The 20,369-nt window shown below is 57.2% G+C and carries 14 protein-coding genes and 2 tRNA genes; 15 read left to right on the top strand and 1 reads right to left on the bottom strand.

Going from position 1 to position 20,369, the window contains the following annotated elements; translation table 11 throughout:
* Window positions 1–114: 114 nt before the first annotated feature.
* Window positions 115–3,312 (top strand): hypothetical protein, encoded by a 3,198-nt coding sequence (locus DW003_RS09170; RefSeq protein ID WP_118388768.1) that lies wholly within the window; start codon window positions 115–117, stop codon window positions 3,310–3,312.
* A gap of 21 nt (window positions 3,313–3,333) precedes the next feature.
* The gene (locus tag DW003_RS09165) at window positions 3,334–3,552 is read left to right on the top strand and encodes a hypothetical protein (protein ID WP_022094153.1); all 219 of its coding nucleotides are present in this window, start codon (window positions 3,334–3,336) and stop codon (window positions 3,550–3,552) included.
* A 65-nt stretch (window positions 3,553–3,617) separates the two neighbouring features.
* Here DW003_RS09165 and DW003_RS09160 read toward each other — a convergent pair whose 3' ends face one another.
* Window positions 3,618–7,049, bottom strand: coding sequence for a SpaA isopeptide-forming pilin-related protein (locus DW003_RS09160; RefSeq protein ID WP_118388766.1), 3,432 nt, complete (start codon window positions 7,047–7,049; stop codon window positions 3,618–3,620).
* Window positions 7,050–7,346: 297 nt separating this feature from the next.
* Here DW003_RS09160 and DW003_RS09155 point away from each other — a divergent pair.
* The 13 genes from DW003_RS09155 (at window position 7,347) to DW003_RS09095 (ending at window position 19,893) form a co-directional block, all read left to right on the top strand.
* Window positions 7,347–7,421 (top strand) — tRNA-Gly (locus DW003_RS09155).
* A 293-nt stretch (window positions 7,422–7,714) separates the two neighbouring features.
* The gene (gene purB, locus DW003_RS09150; protein WP_022093797.1) at window positions 7,715–9,061 is read left to right on the top strand and encodes an adenylosuccinate lyase; all 1,347 of its coding nucleotides are present in this window, start codon (window positions 7,715–7,717) and stop codon (window positions 9,059–9,061) included.
* Window positions 9,062–9,202: 141 nt separating this feature from the next.
* Window positions 9,203–10,039: an ABC transporter substrate-binding protein gene (locus DW003_RS09145; protein ID WP_158551316.1), complete on the top strand. Its 837-nt coding sequence runs from the start codon at window positions 9,203–9,205 to the stop codon at window positions 10,037–10,039.
* The gene (locus tag DW003_RS09140; RefSeq protein WP_118388764.1) at window positions 10,036–11,814 is read left to right on the top strand and encodes a GGDEF domain-containing protein; all 1,779 of its coding nucleotides are present in this window, start codon (window positions 10,036–10,038) and stop codon (window positions 11,812–11,814) included. Before DW003_RS09145 ends, DW003_RS09140 begins: the two co-directional genes overlap by 4 nt.
* 113 nt (window positions 11,815–11,927) lie before the next feature.
* A complete protein-coding gene (locus DW003_RS09135) occupies window positions 11,928–12,191 on the top strand; it encodes a TIGR03905 family TSCPD domain-containing protein (RefSeq protein WP_089572560.1) in 264 nt (87 codons plus the stop codon).
* Window positions 12,191–13,402 carry a twin-arginine translocation signal domain-containing protein gene (locus tag DW003_RS09130; protein ID WP_118388762.1) on the top strand — a complete coding sequence of 404 codons (1,212 nt, stop codon included), beginning with the start codon at window positions 12,191–12,193 and terminating at the stop codon, window positions 13,400–13,402. The genes DW003_RS09135 and DW003_RS09130 overlap by 1 nt, the downstream gene beginning before the upstream one ends.
* 153 nt (window positions 13,403–13,555) lie before the next feature.
* Entirely contained in the window at window positions 13,556–14,278 is a 723-nt protein-coding gene (locus DW003_RS09125; protein WP_118388760.1) for a response regulator transcription factor, read from the top strand.
* 131 nt (window positions 14,279–14,409) lie between these two features.
* Window positions 14,410–15,855 (top strand): sensor histidine kinase, encoded by a 1,446-nt coding sequence (locus tag DW003_RS09120; protein WP_370448119.1) that lies wholly within the window; start codon window positions 14,410–14,412, stop codon window positions 15,853–15,855.
* A 118-nt stretch (window positions 15,856–15,973) separates the two neighbouring features.
* Window positions 15,974–16,852, top strand: a complete 879-nt coding sequence (locus DW003_RS09115) for a phosphoribosylaminoimidazolesuccinocarboxamide synthase (protein ID WP_117563999.1) — start codon at window positions 15,974–15,976, stop codon at window positions 16,850–16,852.
* The gene (locus DW003_RS09110; protein ID WP_118388758.1) at window positions 16,853–17,428 is read left to right on the top strand and encodes a hypothetical protein; all 576 of its coding nucleotides are present in this window, start codon (window positions 16,853–16,855) and stop codon (window positions 17,426–17,428) included.
* A gap of 89 nt (window positions 17,429–17,517) precedes the next feature.
* Window positions 17,518–18,798 carry an aminopeptidase gene (locus DW003_RS09105; protein WP_118388756.1) on the top strand — a complete coding sequence of 427 codons (1,281 nt, stop codon included), beginning with the start codon at window positions 17,518–17,520 and terminating at the stop codon, window positions 18,796–18,798.
* Between the two features lie 28 nt (window positions 18,799–18,826).
* Window positions 18,827–18,902, top strand: a tRNA-Lys gene (locus tag DW003_RS09100).
* A 193-nt stretch (window positions 18,903–19,095) separates the two neighbouring features.
* Window positions 19,096–19,893: a TraX family protein gene (locus DW003_RS09095; protein ID WP_117563997.1), complete on the top strand. Its 798-nt coding sequence runs from the start codon at window positions 19,096–19,098 to the stop codon at window positions 19,891–19,893.
* Window positions 19,894–20,369 lie beyond the last annotated feature (476 nt).

The following is a 20,369-nucleotide window of genomic DNA, read 5'->3' as shown; positions in this document are numbered from 1 at the left end:
TTAAGATGGCCCGAATTCGGTCGTTTGCGCTCGCTCGGGGTATACTTTCGACTATATACGGTTCTAATGTGCATGCATTGGGCCTATTTGTCGGATTATGGATGTGGAGCGCACATGGCGAACACCCAGAACTATATTAACCACCTGCTGCAGAACACCGGCATTACGCCGGCATGCAGCGAAGAAGAGCGCTTGGCTGCCGAGGATATCGCTCAGATCTTCCGCAACCACGGCTTTGATCCCGAGGTTCAGGAGTTCAATGCCCCGGCGCCCAGCAGGTTGGCATTTGCCGTTACCGGTATTCTTGCGTTTGCCGGCGCCCTGCTGATGGGCATCGGCGGCGGCATCGGCTTGGTCGGCACCTTGCTGGCCATTGTCGGTGCCGTTCTTTACGTGCTCGAGCGCACGGGCCATCCCGTGGTTTCGCGCCTGGGCAAGACGGGCGTGAGCCAAAATGTCATCGCCTACCACAAGGCCTCGGGCCCGCTCGCGTCTCCGCGCAACCGCCCGGTGGTCGTTGTCGCACACTACGACTCTCCCCGTGCTGAGCTGCTCGCCCGCGAGCCCTATGCTTCGTATCGTGCGCTCATCGCCAAGCTGTTGCCCGTTGCCACGGTTGCCCCTGCTGCCGTTGCCATCTTGCGTATCCTGCCGCTCCCCGGCGCGCTCAAGGTTCTGCTGTGGATTGTCGCGATCCTCGCTTCCCTCGTTGCGCTCGCCAACGCGGCAAACATCATTTCTAACCGTTTTGTGCTTCCCTATACGTCCGGCGCAGTGTGCAACAAGTCTTCTGTCGCCGCTATGCTCGGCGTTATGGACAACGTTGCTCCCTTCCAGGGCGAAAACGAGTTTCCCGACGATGTTCCGTTCGATACCTATTTTGGGGAGCAGAAGCGTCGTGCCGAGGAGATGGCGCGCGCAGCAGCGGAGTATGCCGCGGCCCAACAGCAAAACGACTACGGCAACACCATCGAGTATGAAGAGCCTACCTACGCCGAGGACGAGTTCGGTCAGCCGATTGCTCCCGACGCTCAGACCGAGCCCGAACAGGGCGAGGCTTTCGACGAGCAGATCGAGGGCTTTGAGGGTGCGTCTGCCGACGAGACGCTGATTGGCGCCATCGTGCCCGAGGATCAGAATCAGGCTGTCCAGGCCGAAGAGTTCAATGACGAGGTTTCCGCTGCCGAGCCGGCGGAGGAGCCTGTCGCGGCCGAGCCCGAGCCCAAGCTCTATCGCAATGCCGCCGGCAACATCCGCTTTGGTTCGGATGCCATCCGTGCGCTCGGGATGCTTCCCGAGTCCTGCACGCTCGATTACGAGGAGGGCGAGGAGCCGACGTTTGAGCCCGAGCCTGCCCCCGTCGTGACTGCACCTGCGCCCGCCGTCACCGTGGATGATGAGTCTGCCGCGGTTACCGCTGCCGTTGCCGAGCCCGAGGCGGTGTCCGCGATCGATCCCGCGGCAGGACTGGACATTTTGGCCCCCGCCGCGCCGGCGCAAGACGTTGCGGACGAGCCTGACGACGATTACGTTGAACAGCCGAGGCGCGTGTCTTACGAGAGCGATACTGATTTTTCGGCCGAGATTCCCGCGGCAACGCCCCATGCCGATATTGCATCCGCGTTCTCTTCGATTGGCGCCAGTGCTTCCAACTTCTTTAAGGGTGCGCTTGCAAAGGGCAAGAAATTTGTCGACGATTTCGAGGAGAAGCGCGCTGCCGCACGCGAGGCTGCCGAGCAGGAGGCTATCGCTCAGCAGCAGGCAGCCGAGGCGGCACGTGAGCGCGCGGCGCAAGAGCTCGAGCAGAACGAGGCTATGCAGTCCGTGCCCGTCGACGCTGCCGAAGCCACAACGTCCTTTGAGTCCCAGCAACCGGCGTCCGCGGATGTTGTTGAGGCGACGACGTCTTTCGAGGCTCAGCAGCACGTCGATAGCACCATGTCGTTTGATGCCGCGCAGTTCGATTCCACGATAACGTTTGAAAAGCAAGGCACCGCGATTGCCGAGCCCCTTCCTGTTTCCGATGAGCAGGGCGACGCGGCAGACGATGACGAGCCCATTGATGCTGCCGAAATTCAGGATGCTGCCGAGGACGAGTCCGTCGAGGCCAACTCTGACGAAGAGCAATACGCGGCAGCCGATCAAGGTGATTCGGCCGAGGTCGAGCAGGAGGAAGTGCCTGCGGTTTCCGAGACTCCCGAGACGGATGAGTCGAGGCCTTACTCCACGCAGATTTTCACCATGCCGACCCCGAGTGGTTCCGGTGCCACGGTTGCCGATGTTGCTCCCACCCAGGACGAAACGGTCGATTCCCTTATGGCCCAGATTTCCTCCCAGGCATCACCGCGTCCGCAGGTGAATGTTCCCGATCCGGCGTCGGCTCCGTCGCCTGCACCTTCCTCGTCTCCGCTGGCTTCGGTCCCCGATCCGTCGCTGCCGTCGATGAAGCAGGCAAACGTTGCGTCTCGCACGTCGCTGTTCGACCTTCCCGACCCCTCCGCACAGGTCAACGACCCCTTTGCTACCGCTCAGGGTTCCGAACCAACATCGGCACCCGTTGCGCCTCCTAGGCCCGTTGCGTCGGGCGCTCAGCCGATCGAGACCATTTCGGCTCCCGCCCCGGCGGCGCCCAAGTCTCGCAAGCGCGGCCTGGGCGGCCTGTTCGGTCGTAAAAAGAAAAACGAACAGGACAGCATGAGTGATTGGCTGGGCGTCGAAGACGATTACGATGCCAAGAAGTCCGGTCGCGGCATCGGTTCGTGGGATAATTTCGAGGACGATAACGATGGCTGGAAGGGCGGCGCTACGTCTTCCGACGGCGCTTCTTCCGAAGATATGCTCTCGGCTGTCGCCTCTATGGGCGACGATGAGCTGCTCGGTCACGATATCTGGTTGGTGGCAACGGGCGCCTCGGATTGTGATGGCGCCGGTATGAAGGCCTTCTTGGCTTCGCATCGCGATAAGCTCCGCGGCGTCTTCTTCATCAATCTTGAATCCGTCGGCGCCGGTAGGCTTTCGGTGGTGACGGTTGAGGGCGAACAGCAGCTGCTCAAGGGCGATCGCCGCATCATGAACCTGGTCAGCAAGGTGTGCAAGTCGTTCCATGTCGATTGTGGCGCGCTCGAGATGCCCTATGCCAAGACCGATGCCTACGCCGCCCTCGAGGCGAGCCGCCGAGCCCTCACCATCGCCGGCGTGGACGGCACGCGTCTGGCTTGCGCTCGTACCGAGGACGACCTGCCCCACAATGTCAACCCGACGAACATTGCCACGGTATCCGAGGTCGTGACCGAGGTTATCCGCCGTTCGTAGACGGAGCTCTAAGGAGTCAACGTGTTTTCGTATATTAAGCGCCATTGGCCTGTCTACGTGATTTTGACCTTGATTGCCATTGCGTTAGGGTTTGGAGCTGCCTACATCGTGGGCGCGAAGGGCTCGACCCCCGCCTCCGCAATCAGCGAAGAGGTGGAGCAAGAACAGAGCACGGGTGCCGATGGGATTCCTGAGTCCGAGCAAGCAATCGTTGATGGTGGATCTTCGTCTGCAGAGTAGATGCGGCGATTTAAATGATTGAAAGCGGGCGAGCCGGGGACTGGCTCGCCCGCTTTTTCATCGCGCTAGCGCTTCTTTGGGATTGACCTAAGGCGAGCGAACCATAGGGCTGCGGCACCCGAGGTCAGGAGCGCGGTGATGCAAGCGGCGATGGGAGCTGATCCTGTTGCCGGTAGGTCCTGCGGTAGGGTACAGCGTTGAATGACACTGTCCTCGTCATGTGACTCAAGTTTATCGCCGCCGCCGTTGCGGCAAAGATCGACGCGTGCGCTGTTGGTGAGTGCAGTTTGGGGTGTGTAAGCCGACGTTGCCTGCATGTGCACGACTGCGCCCCGAGCATCTGTGCCAAGGATTGCTTTGGCATCGTCAAGGTCGTCGTGCTCATCTTTGAGATCATCACGGGTCCAAGAATCCGTATCGCTTCGAGTCGTAAAGTCGGCGGCTACCGCACCGTATTCAATGCGAATGCCCGTCACGACGGTATTGGATGCAAGGTCGAGTTCTTTCGCCTCGAGTGTGGCGGATTCCGTGGTCGAGACATCCGCCTTCCAGAGGTGCCAGCCGTCGTAATCGACGAGGCGGCAATCTTCACCCAGACTCTCTTTTACTTCGTCGGACTCAAGCCAAGGATTTTCGTGCCCATCGTCAAGCGTCGCGTTTGCCGGCTCATCGACGTCTGTCGAGTCCAACGGCGTCGTGCGATACCACACGTTGCACAGACCGTTGAGGTCGCCGATGGCGACGGGGGTTTCGATTGAGACGAATCTCGCCGTGCCGTCTTTGGCGCACTCAAGATCATCGGTAATCGTAAACTCATCAACCCAAGTAGCGGAATCGTTTCGAGCATCGATGGTATAGGAGAAAAGCCCATCCGTATTGGTTTGCATCGCGGCGCGGTTTTTTCCATCGCCGTTAGCCAACAGACCCTTCCCGATAGGTTGGACAAGTTCCTGACGCTTGTCGACCTGTCCTTTGATCTCGATGGGCGCATCCTTCATCGCGACGGATTGGACTTCTCCCGTATCCTTTATTTCAAACGTTATCTCCTCGGCAAGGTCATAGGTCCGCGGAGACATCGTTTCGCGCAACGAGTAGGTGCCGGGTGCAAGATGTTCGATGCGGTGCGGCTTGTCGGATGAGGTCCAGGAGTCTATTTCGGTTTTATCGGGACCATATAAGGTGAGCTGTGCGCCTTTCACTTCCTGCTCTCCGCTTGCATCGACCTTGGAGATATCAACCTTGGTGTAATCGTCGGATACGTTAAGCCGTGCTTCCACAACGGGTGTTTTCTGGTCGGCATAGGTAAGGTCGATGATATGATGCGTCCGGTCGAGTAAGAAGCCGGTCGGCGCTTGAGTCTCGACAACCTCGTAGCGTGCGGTGCCAGATCCCAGCGGGAGGTCGTCCGCGCGTGCTTCTCCAGTTTCATCCGTCGTGACGGTAGCGACAGCCTCGCCGTCGAGCGCGGCAATGCTACCGTCGGGGCGCACGATATCACCGGAGGCACGGATCTCAAAGATGGCGCCCGCGAGGCTGCTGCCGTCTACGGCATCGGTTTTAACGATCCTGATGTTTCCGGTCGCGGCGTGGTCATAATACGAGACGATTGCAACGGGCGTTAGGTTTATATCGGCGGGTATGTTTACCTCGGTCTCTCCGCCGACAAGATAGGGCTCTTTGGCCGAGGTTTCGCATACATAATAGGTGCCCGGCACGAGCGATTCGGGCAGTGTGACGGTGCCGGTCGCGTCAGTCGTAAAGGTGTCCATTACGTTATGTGCTGGATACCAGCATGTTTGTGAGACAGGTTTGTGATTGCTGTCGAGGAGTTGGAAGGTGAATCCGGCTAGGGAAACAGAAGCGCCTGTTTGGGCATCGCGTTTTACAATCTGGAGATGCGTCGACAGAGCGTGGTTGTCCACGATATATTGAAGCTCGGCGCCGTCGGAAATCTGATTGGCCTCGACGGTCCATTCCCCCGCACGTTTAAAACCCTCGGGGACGGTTTCCGGAACCTCACGAACCGTGTAGCCGGCGCGGTCGTATGGGACGGCTCCGTGGACACCGGCTGGTCGCTTGCCTGTGCCGAACCATGCTTCGGGCTGGTCTTTGGTGGAGGCAAAGCCATAGATGTTTGTAGTCAGTGTGCCAACAACCTGCTGAGAGCTGTTACTGACAACCTCAAAGACAACATCTCCTGCCGGCTGCTCCAGGCCGGATTGATCGCTATTGCCGTAGTCCTTGAATTTGGAAATCTCAAGGTCAAACGCAATGGGGATATTGGAAACGCGAGATTCGATCTCGACCACGCCTGAATCGCCGAGTTGGTCGGCTCCAACGGTGTAAGACCAACTGTCACCGGAGGGCAAATAGCCCTCGGGCGCCTTCGATTCATAGATGGTAAAGGTTCCCAGGGGGACATCGGTGAGGGTAGCTCGACCGCTTTCATCGGTCCTGAGAGTTTGTGTCCATCCAGGGGTTGATTGCGATACGCACACGAATTCTGCTCCTGCGAGCGAAGCTCCAACTTGGGGGCCTGCATTCGTTGCGGCATCGAGCTTTGCGATGCGCAGGGTAATGGTGCCAGGTTGTTCATCAATGGCGACCCGCCCGCCGTCATTCCCCGTGGTAAAGGCAATACGATCGTGGCGGGGGGCATAGCCGGCCGGCGCCTTCGTTTCAACTAGGTAGTATGCCGTGTTGGGCAGAAGTGTTGCTTGCGCTTGACCGTTGCTGTCCATCTGGATGGTGCCGACACGCGCGCCGCTGGCGCTCTCAAAAATATCGAATGTTGCCCCGGTAAACTGATAGGTATTGTTTCCGCTGGTAATAACGGTGTTAGCAGACTGCTTTTGGAAGGAAACAGAGACCGCCGGCAGTACATAGAGCATGTCTTGACGTTTGCTGCCGCCCGATACGGCCCCTAGATAGCGTCGCGCGCGGTGCGGAGCGGCTTTGATGCTTCCTGATTTTGCGCTGTCGTGGAGCCATCGCGCAGCCGCCACGACTTCATTGTCGGCGGTAAAGTGCCCACTCTTGGTTTTGCCCTGAGCGGTCGTGTAGGAGTAGGTGCCGTCGACATGGGTAGTGCCGTTGAGCATCCATACGGCAAGCTGGGTGGCGGCGCGGGCGCGATCGGGTGAAAGATGGTAACCGCCAAACGACGTGGCGGTAGGATATCCGCGACAAACGATTGCCGCGAACTCGTCGTCGAGCCACACCCAGCCTTGATCAAAGTTGAGCCATGGGCCGCCCGGTTTGGTGGGTCCGGGGCGTTCCTGGTTCATGCAGTAGGCAATCGAGGCGTCTTGAGCTTCATATTTGCCGATGAAGAAGGGCCCACAATCATCGCTAATAGTACGGAAGCCGAGCTGGTCATAGCCATCGACGGCAAATGCGGCTCCCGGTGCCAGGCAGCCGAACAGCAGGAAGAGGAGCAGGAGCAGCGGACCTGTTGCGATTGCGCTGTGGACAGAGTGCGTGGGTGCGTTGGACATGGCTGCTCCTTATCCCTCGTGCGCCGCACGGGGAGGCCGCGGCGCTTGGGATGAGGCTACCCCCGAGGTTCATGCGGGTAAGTACCGGAGCCTGACCAAAAGCTTGCCCAATTCCTGACAAATTGAGCTCAAATACAACAATCAAGCAAAAGCGCAGGTAGAAGATAGGGAGAACAGGAGGTCAAAGGTCCTCATCTCCACAATTGACGCGATTTTCAAACGAATCTCCACAGCTAAAACAAGCATCACCACCCTTGTATCGAACAAGACAACCGCGTTATACTAGCCAACACACAAGCGGGCATCGCCAAGTGGTAAGGCATCAGCTTCCCAAGCTGACACTCGCGGGTTCGAGTCCCGTTGCCCGCTCCATTCGAATTTCAGGCACGGTAACGTTTCGTTACTGTGCCTTTTTCAATAAAGTGCCGGGACTCGAACCCGACAGGGTGCGAGCGTTAAATAAACGCGAAGCGTTTATAGCGAGCAGGCAAGGTCGCCGATAGGCGACCGCAGCCGGTGCGGATTTGCGAAGCAAATACGCGGATGTCCCCATGCCCGCTCCAATTCCAAAATGTTAGGTTAATGCCTGCTGCCCATACTCGCACCCGCGCACGGTACAATGGTTGGGTTACGACCAACGTGCCAATAACCAAAAAGGAGCCGCTATGATCGATCGCTATACCCGCCCGGAGATGGGACACATCTTCTCCCTCGAGAACAAGTACGCCATTTGGCAGGAGATCGAGGTCCTGGCCTGCGAGGCCCAGGCGGAGCTCGGTAAGATCGGCATTTCTAAAGACGAAGCCCAGTGGATCCGCGACCACGCCAACTTTGAGAAGGCAAAGGTCGACGAGATCGAGGAAGTCACGCGCCACGACGTCATTGCCTTCCTGACCAACATGAAGGAGTACATCGACGCCGATGTGCCCGAGGGCGACCCCAAGCCCAGCCGCTGGGTTCACTATGGCATGACCAGCTCCGACTTGGGCGATACGGCCCTGTGCTACCAGCTCACCCAGGCCTGCGATTTGATCATCGAGGACGTCAAGAAGCTCGGCGAGATCTGCAAGCGCCGCGCTTTCGAGGAGCGCAACACGCTGTGCGCCGGCCGCACTCATGGCATCCACGCCGAACCGATGACCTTCGGCATGAAGTTTGGCTCTTGGGCCTGGGAACTCAAGCGCGACCTCGATCGTCTTGAGGATGCTCGCAAGAACGTTGCCTTCGGTGCCATCTCGGGCGCTGTCGGCACGTACAGCTCCATCGAGCCGTTTGTCGAGGAGTATGTCTGTGAGCACTTGGGTCTGGTTCACGACCCGCTATCTACGCAGGTCATCAGCCGCGATCATCACGCCTACCTTGCCGGCGTGCTCGCCACCACGGCAGCCACCTGCGAGCGCATCGCTACCGAGGTCCGCAATCTGCAGAAGACCGATACGCTCGAGGCCGAGGAGCCGTTCCGTAAGGGCCAAAAGGGCAGCTCCGCCATGCCGCACAAGCGCAACCCCATCACCATGGAGAAGGTCTGCGGCCTGTCGCGCGTCGTGAAGGCCAACGCGCAGGTTGCCTTCGACAACGTCGCCCTGTGGCACGAGCGTGACATTTCGCACTCCTCTGCCGAGCGCGTTGCCCAGGCCGACAGCTTCATCGCCCTCGACCACATGTTCCAGTGCCTCATCCGCGTTATCGACGGCCTGCAGCTGTACCCTGCCCGCATGATGGCCAACCTCAATAAGACCCGCGGGCTCATCTTCTCCTCCAAAGTGCTGCTCGCCCTCGTCGATACGGGCATCACCCGCGAAGATGCCTATGCGATCGTGCAGGAAAACGCCATGGCTACCTGGCACGAGGTGCAGGATTGCGTCTCCGGTCCCACCTTTAAGGAGCGTCTCGAGGCTGATCCGCGCTGCACCGTCAGCCAGGAGAAGCTCGACGAGATCTTTGATCCGTGGGACTTCCTCACCCGCATCGATACGGTCTTCGATCGCCTGGAGCAGCTGAGCTTCGAGTAGGGTTAACCTAATTCGACCGCTTGCGGATGCATTTCAACCTTTGGCGCCTTGCCCGTCTTGGGCGAGGCGCTTTTTTTACTGTCGCATATGCGCCCGGGTAATAAAATGAACTCCGACTGCTGTTTCGATGAAAGGGGGCACGTGCCCAGACGCATCAAGCGGGCCACCATCGTCTCGTTTACGCTCATACTCCTTGTTGCCGTCTGTGCGGGCGCCCTGACGTATACCGTTCGAAGCAGTTCTTCCTCCTCGAATGAAGCCGATAGAGATCTCCCGGTGCTCAAAATCGGCGTTACGGATAACGACCCCTATGTGTATGTCGATACCACGGGCGATTACGCCGGTATCGATATCGACATCGCCCGCGAGGCCTGCAAGCGTGCGGGGCTCAAGCCACAGTTTGTCGATATTGACTGGAACGATCGCGACCGGCTGCTCAAAAACGGTGATATCGATTGCCTGTGGTGTGACTATTCTCCCTGTTATCGCGAGGATAAGTATTACTGGACCGAGCCGTATCTAACCGTGACGGTCTCGGTTGCCGCCAAGAAAACGAGTGGCATCAAGTCCTTGGCACATCTCGATGGAAGTAAGACCATTGCGGTGATTGCGGGTTCGGTGAGTGAACGCCGATTGCTTGCGGGGGATTTGGGGGTCTCGTCGGACGTTCAAATCAAATCATATGGCTCTGCCGAACTCTGCAAAGCCGCTCTAGTCAAAGGGTACGTTGACTGCTGGATGGCGGATGTCCAGTCGCTTGACCGACTCGTTGCTCAGTATCCCGGCGTTTACCGTGTGTTTGCCGACAATGTTATGACGGTTGACCTGGGCGTCGCGTTTGATGACAGCTATGAAGGATCGGTCGTAAAGGATCTCAATACCGCGCTGTTCGACATGGATCGAGATGGCACGATTGACCGTATTGTGGGCAATTACAAGACAGGAGCGACGACGGGCGGGCAAGGAGGAAATTCATGACAACTGATGAGCACCGCTTGAGTCGAAAGACTCTGAACGTCATAGCTGCCAGCGTTATTGTCAGCGCCGTCTTGTTAGGCCTGTTGTATACGGTTGGAACCCATCGCTGCCTCGAAAAAACGCTTGGGTTTGGCCAAGAAACCATGGTGTTTTTGGAGAACGCTTGCGAAAAATATGACCGCTACGAACAGGGGAGAAAAACCGAGGCGACGCACGATTTGCTCGCCGCGGTCGAATCGTTTGTGACGTTCCTGTCCTCTGATCGCGTTGAGGTTAACGACGATCTTATCGAGCAATTTGTCCATGCCGAGAACCTTTCGGGGCTGATGGTCATGGACTCCGATGGCCATATGGCTGCCCACTACGACATCGATGGTCGCGATCCGCTCATGTTGTGGCGAGATGAGTTGGCCTGTTCGCCGGTCGCATCGATGTATCAAGGTTCCAAAGTGACCTACTCAACTGTCGATGAGCGCCGTGGTGTCGTTTTTGCCGTCTGTGCTGTTCCGTATGGCGACGGCGTTGCCCTGGCATACCGCTCACTTGTTTCCGATACGGCGGACGACTATTCATATGCCATAGCCGACGTGCTTTCGAACAGTACCTTCCACCAGGGTCCCACGGTGCTTGTTATGGAGGATGCGGAGATTGTCTCATCCAACAGTGCCGATGCTGACGTGTCGCTCGCCCGACTCCTCACCAGCGTAGGAGTTGAGTGGAAAGACGACGGCCTGACGCGCATCGAATATCGAGGAGACGAATGGTGTGCCGTGCGTGCGGCATATAAGGACTACCGCCTGTTTGCGCTATATCCCAAATCTGAGGTCATGTCTGACAGGATTTCATTTGTCGCCGTCGGCGTCTTGGTGTGTCTTGCGTTTTGGGTCGTGGTGCTGTTGGCTCGAAATATCGTTGACCACCGCAATTTGGTCGAAAAGGATAAACAGCTCGGCATTATCAATGCCATAAGCGCCATCTACGATTCGACCTTCCTTTTGCATCTCGACACCCTCGAGATCGAGGGGATCAATATGTCGCCGGCGATAGCGAAGATATTTGCCGAGCACAGCGAGGCATATGACTTTATGGACACGGTCTGCCGGGATATCGTGAGCCCCGAAAGCCGCGAAGCGGTTGTGGGACTCGTAGATATAAGTTCGATTCGTGAACGTATGGAGGGCGTACCGTACTTGGCTGCCGAGGTGCGAGATTGTCGAGGCGCTTGGTACTCGCTACAGGTTGTCCCCCAGCATCGCGATGAGCAAGGCCGGCTGGAGTCGGTCGTCGTGGCGACGCACAACATATCGATGGTCAAGCATGCCGAGGAGCTGTCATATCAAGACAAACTGACGGGGCTTCGCAACCGCAACTATCTTGAATCGCGCGGAGATAGCCTGGTAAACGAGGACTTGCCCGTGAGCGTGATTATGTTGGACTGCAATTATCTCAAGCGGACCAACGACATCTATGGTCACGAGATGGGGGATGAACTGCTGCGGCGGGTGGCTGGTGCGGATTATCTGCCGATGCGCCTTGGCGGCGACGAGTTTTTGCTGGTTTGCCCCCATACTGACAACGAGTCTGCGCTCGGGCTGGAACAGGATCTTCGTCTCGGTCTTGCCGCGGTAAGCGATGAGGCCCTGACGGTCAGCGCATCGATTGGCGTGGCGACCGTCGAGACGGCTGGAAATACGCTGGCCGATGTATATCGTGTCGCCGACCACAATATGTATCGGGAGAAGCGCACGGTCCACGCGCAGGGTGCGGACTGCTAATCTTGCCCCCGCGAGTCCATGCATCGTAGGATGTTGAATCGGTGCTTGCGATAATAAGTCGGCCCAGGCGGGGATAATAGACGTCTGAAATTTCTTTCTGAGAGGGGATCTCAATGATTAGTTTTGACTACAAGCCGCAGGGTGTATGCTCTCGCAATATTCACCTCAATCTCTCTGACGATGGCAGCAAGGTGCTGGGCGTTGAGTTTACCGGCGGCTGTGACGGCAATCTCAAGGCAATCTCCAAGTTAGTCGAGGGTGCTCCTGCCGATCGCGTAATCGAGGTTCTCGCCGGTAATACCTGCGGTATGAAAAAGACCTCTTGCGCCGATCAGCTCACGCGCGCTATCGAGGCCGCTCGCGCCGAGATCGCCTAATGAGTATCGCCGACCAGATCAAGAACGGAATATCGCGCCGCGGCTTTGTGCTCGGAGGGGCTGCCGCGGGCGCTGCCACGGTGCTTGCCGGATGCTCAAAGAAAACGGGTACCAGCGACGACGCCGCCGGCGAGCCGCAGGTTATCAAAGACGACTCAAAGATTGTCTCGATCACGGATGAGTATGAGGCCGTCGATATCGATCTTGAGCCCATGGCGACATGGACATTGCCCTTGGGTACGCTGCTGTACTACTGCGACGGCGATTACGCCGCGGCGATGATGGCCCCGGCGTCTGCGTTACATGCCAACACGCTTGGCGTGCTCAACTTGGGCGACGGCTCGCTTACCACATTAATCGAGGATCCTATCGAGGGCACGGGATATGCATTTTACGATGTCCGTGCCGGCGATGGCGTGTTTGCGTGGGTTGAGATGAACTTTGCCAATTCATCGTGGAAGCTCTACGCTCAAAATCTGTCGGGCGCTTCGCTCTCTGGCGACGTGGTTGAGCTCGATCGGGGTGGCAAGGACTATGATCCGCCGCTCTTCACAGCGTATGGGTCGTCGGTCATCTGGTATAAGATGCCCTCGTCCGGCGGCAGCAAGACGAGTAACGATTCGTACTGCTACCGTCAGTCGCCCAGCGAGTCCAAGCCTGAGACTATTTGGAAGTCGACGGGGCGCTTCGCATCCGCCCCGCGTGTGAGCGACGGCATCCTGACCATCTCGCCCCGCGTGCACAATGATGAGGGCGTCTATTACGGTATGACGGCGATCGACCTGACTGACGGCAACAACACGAAGCGAGCTCAGCTGGTGCTTCCTTCGTCGGTTTCGCCTTTCGAGGCCGTGTATATGGGCGACACCTTCGTGTTCTCCATTGAGGCGACGTATAGTGGCGTGGGCAGCTTGGGCAACATGGGCACGTATATCGGTAATGAGGGAGGGCCGTACCTCTTCCTGTCACGCGAGCCGCTCGCATGTGCGGCTGGCAAGAAGAATAAATACCTTGTTAAGGTGCAGGCATCGCATTTCCTGATCGACACCTCTGCCAAGACCTATGGCTCGCTGCTGTCGCCCGACCGCGCTTTGGAGTATGGCGATTATCCAGCTACGGCGGGAAAATCGGACTCATTCCTTACGTACGCCACGGTGCGCAACAGCCAGGGTATACCAGAGACGGTCACGGCACGCCTATTCTCTCTTTAAGCTTAGAGGGGTTAAAAAGGCGCCAACAGGGGAATAAACGCGTTGTAATTGTGAGTACCGCCCGCCGAGCTGCCGCGTCATAGCGGCATCCGGCGGGCTCAGGTGCGTTAAAATGGGCTTGTTCTTAGCTAATTGAGACAGGGGGGCCGTGTTATGGCTTCAGATGCAAAAAAGATTCTGCTGGTCGAGGATGAGAAGGCAATCCGTGACGCCGTCGCTGCCTATCTCGAGCGCGAAAGCTACTGGGTTGTGGGTGTCGGCGACGGCCAGTCCGCGATCGAGGAGTTCGAGAAGCATCAGTTTGACCTGGTCGTGCTCGACCTTATGCTCCCCAAGATCCCCGGCGAGCGCGTTTGCCGCACCATTCGCGATACCTCGGATGTCCCCATCATCATGCTGACTGCCAAGGGCGAGATCGAGGACCGTATTATCGGTCTTGAGCTCGGCGCCGACGACTATCTGATTAAGCCGTTCTCGCCGCGCGAGCTTGTCGCGCGCGTTCGCGCTCTGTTCCGCCGTGCCCATCAGGCCGACGAGCCAGCCGTCGAGGTACTCGACTTCGGCGATCTGGTCATCGATATCTCGGGCCACAAGATTTTGGTCGAGGGCAAGGAAGTCGACCTGACGGCTTCCGAGTTTAAGCTGCTCACCACGCTTGCCCGTCACCCCGGTCGCGTCTACAACCGCATGGAGCTGGTCGAGAAGGTGCTCGGCTACGACTTTGAGGGCTATGAGCGCACCATCGATAGCCACGTGAAGAACCTTCGCGCCAAGCTGGGCGATGATCCCAAGAAGCCCAAGTGGCTCTACACCGTCCACGGTGTCGGCTATCGCTTCGAGGCTCCGGCCAAGACCGATAAGTCGGACGAGAAATAGGGAAATCACATATGACACCTGCGCGCTTTGAAATCGGACAAAAGCACAAGCAGGAGAGCGAGGCGTGTTCCAAGGCTAGTTGGAACACGCCTCGCTCCGATTCACGGCCAACGATGAGCTATCCCTCGCGCATGGCACTTGCTTTTGCTCTGACATCGCTCATGACGGTATTGGTGCTGGTGGGCGTGGTCTCTGTTGTGTGGGGCACGGTCTTTTCGGATTACACGCGCTCCAATATCGTCGAAATCGCAAATTCCGCTGCCGAAAAGCTTGCGACGTCGTATGAGGAAAACGGCAATTGGACTGCGGGCGAGCTACGTACGGTCGCGACATCGAGTTTGGTGTCCGACGATTTGGGTATGCAGGTCGTCAACAAGAAAGGCGTTGTCGTTTATGACGACTCATGGCCTTCGGCAAGCGCGACCGCCGATGTGCGCGAGAACGAATCGCCGTCGAGCAGCTCGAGCGGGAAAAAAGCATCGCATAGTCCGGTCTCGTCGGCTCCCACCGGCTCCGATAGCGTTGCAAACGTCGAAATCATAACGTCTTCCGGCGAGCATGTCGGACAAGTAAAGCTGTGGGCCATCGGCTCCGATGCCTTGCTCACCAAGGCAGATTCTGCGTTTAGGGAGAAGACCTTTAACGCCATGGCCCTTGCTGCGGTTGTTGCAGTTTGCATTTCGGTCGTTATCGGATCACTCGTGTCGCGCATGCTCACCAAGCCGATTCACCGTATTACCAGCACGGCCAAGCAAATTCGCGATGGCGATCTGTCTGCTCGTACGGGCTTGCGCGGCGATGACGAGATCGATCAACTGGGCGAGACGTTCGATGAGATGGCCACTTCGCTCGAGAAGGATATGAAACACGAGAAACGTTTGACCTCGGACGTGGCTCACGAACTTCGTACTCCGCTTATGGCCATGCTCGCAACGGTCGAGGCCATGCAGGATGGCGTATATCCTACCGACGATGAGCACTTGGAGACTGTTGCTTCCGAGACGCGTCGCCTGGCTCGTCTGGTGCAGCAGATGCTCGACCTGTCGCGCATGGAAAACAGCACGGCTCCGCTCAACCTTGAGCCGGTGGACATGGTTCCTTTCGTGCGTTCCATCGTCAATGCCCAGGAGCGCCTGTTTGTCGACCGCGATCTGCGCTTGCGCTTTGCTGACGAGACCCAAGGTCACGACGATGTCGTCGAAGCCGATCCCGACATGATCACACAATGCGTCATCAATCTCATGAGCAACGCCATGCGCTACACCCCCGAGGGCGGTTGGGTCGTGGTGTCGGTGCTCAGTGACCGCAAACACGTCAGCATTGCCGTTTCTGATACCGGCATCGGTATTGCCAAGGATGACTTGTCGCGCATCTTCGGCCGTTTTTGGCGCGCCGATGCCAGCCGTGCCCGTGAGGCGGGCGGTCTGGGCGTGGGCCTCGCCGTGACTAAACAGATCGTCGAGCGCCATCACGGCTACATATCCGTGGAGTCGGAGCTTGGAAAGGGTACGACTTTTACGATTCATCTGCCTCGCGAGCACACGGCGGACGCGGCATCTACTACAATGGAGCACTAGCTTTTCGCTATTCGGTGAAGGAGGGGTTTCGTCCCTGCCGCTCCGAGTTTGCGAAAACGTGCGGGAAAGAACCCGCATTACTGTCGTATTTTGGTAAGGAGTGACTCACGTGACAACGATGGAGCGTCGTCCGGATTCCCGTGGCAAGGTTCGTGATATCTACGATGCCGGTGAAAACCTGCTGATGGTCGCCACCGACCGCATTTCTGCGTTCGACTTCATTCTTCCCGACGAGATTCCGTTTAAGGGAGAGGTGCTCAACCGCATCTCGGCATTCTGGTTCGATAAGTTTGCCGGCATCGTTCCCAACCACCTCGTTTCCATCGACCCGGCGGATTTCCCCGAGGAGTTTGCCGAGTATCGTGACTACCTCGCAGGCCGCGCCATGCTGGTCAAGAAGGCCCAGACGATTCCTATCGAGTGCATCGTCCGCGGCTATCTGACCGGTTCGGGCAAGAAGACCTATGACGAGAACGGCACCGTCTGCGGCATCCAGCTGCCTGAGGGTCTAACCGAGGCCTCCAAGCTCCCCGAGCCGCTGTTCACGCCGTCCACGAAGGCCGAGATCGGTGACCACGACGAGAACATCTCGTTCGAGCGTTGCTGCGAGATCGTGGGCGAGGACATCGCCACGCAGATTCGCGACCTTTCCCTCAAGATCTACAAGGCTGCCGCCGAGTATGCAGCGACCCGTGGCATCATCATCGCCGACACTAAGTTTGAGTTTGGTGTCATCGATGGCAAGGTCACGCTGATCGACGAGTGCCTCACGCCCGACTCCAGCCGTTTCTGGCCTGCCGCCAGCTACGAGGAGGGCAAGATTCAGCCCAGCTACGACAAACAATTCGTCCGCAATTGGCTCAAAGCCAACTGGGATATGACGGGGGAGACCCCGCACCTGCCCGCCGAGGTCATCGATGGCACGTCCGAGCGCTATCGCGAGGCCTTCCAGATTATCACGGGCTCCCAGTTCACAAGTATGAAGGAGAACGCATAAGTGAGTACCCGTAGCGCCACGAACAAGCGCACGCAATCCCACGAAGTTACCGGGGTTGCGCGCAAGTCCGCCGCATCTGCTAAGCCCGCCCGTCAGGCAGCGAGCTCTGTCCGCGTCGTGCCAGCTTCGTCTAAAGCTCGCCGCAAAGAGCTCGAGAAGGGCGAGAACCTCGAGGGCCTCTCTAAAGAGGAGAAGCGCGCCCGCAAGGCCAAGCAGCGCGCCCGCGAGGATCGCATCTACACGGTGTCGAATATCCTTCTCAAGCAGGATGAGGACTACACCAAGCGCCGCCGTATTTGGTGGGCCGTGCTCGCTATCGGCATGGTGTTCATCGTGGCAATTTGGGTTTCGTTCTACTTCGTTCCCGGCGGCACGGTGTCCAGTCCTGTTCAGATGGTTGGCATCGTTGTGTCCTATGTCATCATCCTGGGTGACTTTATCTATGACTTCGCTCGTATTCGTCCCTTGCGCAACATGTACCGCGCGCAGGCCGAAGGCATGTCCGAGAATAAGCTCACCGCTCTTATCGAGCGCGCAGCTGCCGAGGAGGACAAAAAGGACTCCAAGAAGAAGTAGCGTTTGCATGCATACTTATCGCTAAGATATAAGGCGCGTCGTTTTTGCGGCGCGCCTTTTTACTGTTCTATAGATAGATGGAGTGGCACATGATTCGAGCTGCCCTGACGGTCGAAGAAGCCCTGGAGGGCATGAAGGCCCTGGAGCCCAAGATTAAAAACTATGCGCGTCTGGTTGTCCGCAAGGGCGTAAACGTCAAGCCCGGCCAGGAGGTTGTCGTTCAGTCTCCGGTCGAGTGCGCGCCTTTTGCCCGCGTGGTGGTCGCGGAGGCTTATGCCGCCGGCGCTGGCCACGTGACAGTCATTTGGGCCGATGACGCCGTGACAAGGCTTACGTACGAGCATGTCGATAAAAGCTATTTTGAGCAGACGCCCGAGTGGAAGCGCCTGCAGTTGGATTCCCTGGCCCAGGATGGCGCCTGCTTTATCTTTATTGAGGGTGCGGATCCTGCAGCCCTCAAGGGCATCGATCCAGCCAAGCCGGCCGCGGCATCCAAGGCGAGGAATACGCAGTGCAAAGTTTTCCGCCGTGGACTGGATTACAACATCAATCCGTGGTGCATCGCCGGCGCTCCGGTCGTTGCCTGGGCGCGCGAGGTGTTCCCGGGAGACGCCGATGAGGTTGCAATCTATAAGCTGTGGAATGCGATTCTGCATACCGCTCGCGCCGATGGCCAGGACCCGGAGAGCGACTGGGAACTCCATGACGCCGCATTCGAAAAGAACCTGCGTTTCCTGAACGACAATCGTTTCGACTACCTGCATTACACCTCGGCAAATGGAACCGATCTGACGATTGGCATGACGAAAGGTCACGAGTGGGCCGGCGGCAAGGGCAAGACGCCCGATGGGCACCCCTTCTTCCCCAACATTCCCACCGAGGAAGTCTTCACCTCGCCTGATCGTATGCGTGCCGACGGTATCGTGTATTCGGCTATGCCGCTCATTCACCACGGTAACAAGGTTGACGATTTTTGGATTAAGTTCGAGGCGGGCCGCGTAGTGGACTACGATGCCCGCGTGGGTAAGGCGACGCTTGCGAGCATTATTGACACCGATGAAGGTGCCGCTCATCTGGGTGAGGTCGCGCTTATCTCCAAGAACACGCCGATCCGTGAAAGTGGCGTTCTATTCTATGACACGCTCTATGATGAGAACGCTAGCTGCCATCTCGCGCTGGGTGTCGGTTTCCCCGAATGCATCGAGGGTGGGTATGACATGTCCAAGGAGGAGCTCCTGGAGCATGGCGTTAACGTCTCGAGCACGCACGTCGATTTTATGATCGGCACGGACGATATCGATATTACGGGCATTACGCCTGATGGACGTGAAGTTGTGATTTTCCAGAACGGCCAATGGAGTTGGGAATAGCCCCAGACCGTGGTACAATGCCACCCGCGGGCCGTTAGCTCAGCTGGCAGAGCAGGGGACTTTTAATCCCAAGGTCCAGGGTTCGAACCCCTGACGGCCCACCATAGAATAGAAAAGCGACTGGCGGATGCCGGCCGCTTTTTTGTTGCCGCGACATGGGTTCGAACCCGAAAGGGCGCGGAGCTGAGTAAACGCGTGAGCGTTTGCCAGCGCAGCGCGCAAGGCGCGAAGCGCCGCAGCGGCCGTCTGCAGAGCAGGCCGAACCTCTGACGGCCCACCCAAAGAAAGGAAAACGAAATGAAAACAGATAGATACGGAATTAGCGGCAGCACATTAAAGATAATAGCGGCCATTTCGATGGTTCTCGATCATGTAAGCAGGATCGTCCTGACCAATGGAATCATGACTCACGCATCGTACAATCAGATATCAGACGAACAGTGGGCGATTCTAAGCGAGGCTTCGGATGTGCTTCATGTTCTTGGCAGAATTGCATTTCCCTTATTTTGCTTTTTGATAGTTGAGGGATTTTTGCATACTCATGACATAAAGAGGTACCTGCGAAATATGCTTGTCTTCGCAATCATTGCGGAGCCCATATACGATTTCGTTCAAACCGGGCAACTATTTGACCTTCGGCAACAAAATGTTATGTGTGAGCTCCTGCTTTGCTTGGTCTTCTTGATAATTCTGGAAAAGATACAAAGCCTTTCAAAATGGAAGAGGTACATCGCAGAAACTGCTCTGATTGTTTTGACAGCACTGGCAGCTGAATACACTAAACTAGATGGCGGTGTGTATGGCATTCTGCTTGTGGCTGCATTCTATTTATTCCACGACAGCAAGGCCAAGATGTTCTTTGCTGCAGTATGCGCAGTGCTCCTTTCGTCATGCCATATAGTTGGCGGCGGATTTGAGTTTGCTACAGCTAATATATTTAATCCTGATGTTGCTGCCGCGGTCGTTTCGTTGCTGCTTATCAATCTTTATAATGGCAAGCGAGGGCTGAAGCTCAAATATTTCTTCTACATTTTCTATCCGGCTCATCTTGCTCTGCTTTATGGTGTCTCACTTATTGTTTTGAACTGTCTTTAAAAACTCTCAAACAAGTCTCTGAAAGCAGAACTAAATTGACCCTAAGACTGCTTGTGAATTTCCGGAAGACCTGTGAGATACGAGGATAGACAACGAGGGCTGTAGAAAGATGCTTCGAAAGCATGAATGGCAGCGAGAAAATGAGTTCGGAAGAACCCCTCTGGATGCTCCAGCATAGAATAGAAAGCGATCGGCTCCGGCTGGTCGCTTTTTTGTTACCGATGCACGGTTCGAACCCGAACTTCTATATATAGGAACGCTTGGCGAACAAAACCTGCCTTTTACCGACGGGAAACAAATAACCGATGCTTTTGGAGTAAAGTGGCGCTCCAGAGATGACCGATGCCTCAACATCTATAAACCAGCTGGTCACCGCCAATATCAGAAGCTGATGCTTCAGTTATAACCTCAGTGACGTGACTGAGGGACCTATTCATTTGTGAACAAAATATGGAGTGCGCGATTCCCGCCCCCGG

This window comes from Collinsella sp. AF36-3AT, from assembly GCF_003475205.1.
GTDB lineage: Bacteria > Actinomycetota > Coriobacteriia > Coriobacteriales > Coriobacteriaceae > Collinsella > Collinsella aerofaciens_AF.
Note: the sequence above shows the minus strand (reverse complement) of the source record. Positions and strands in the feature narration are given on the sequence as shown.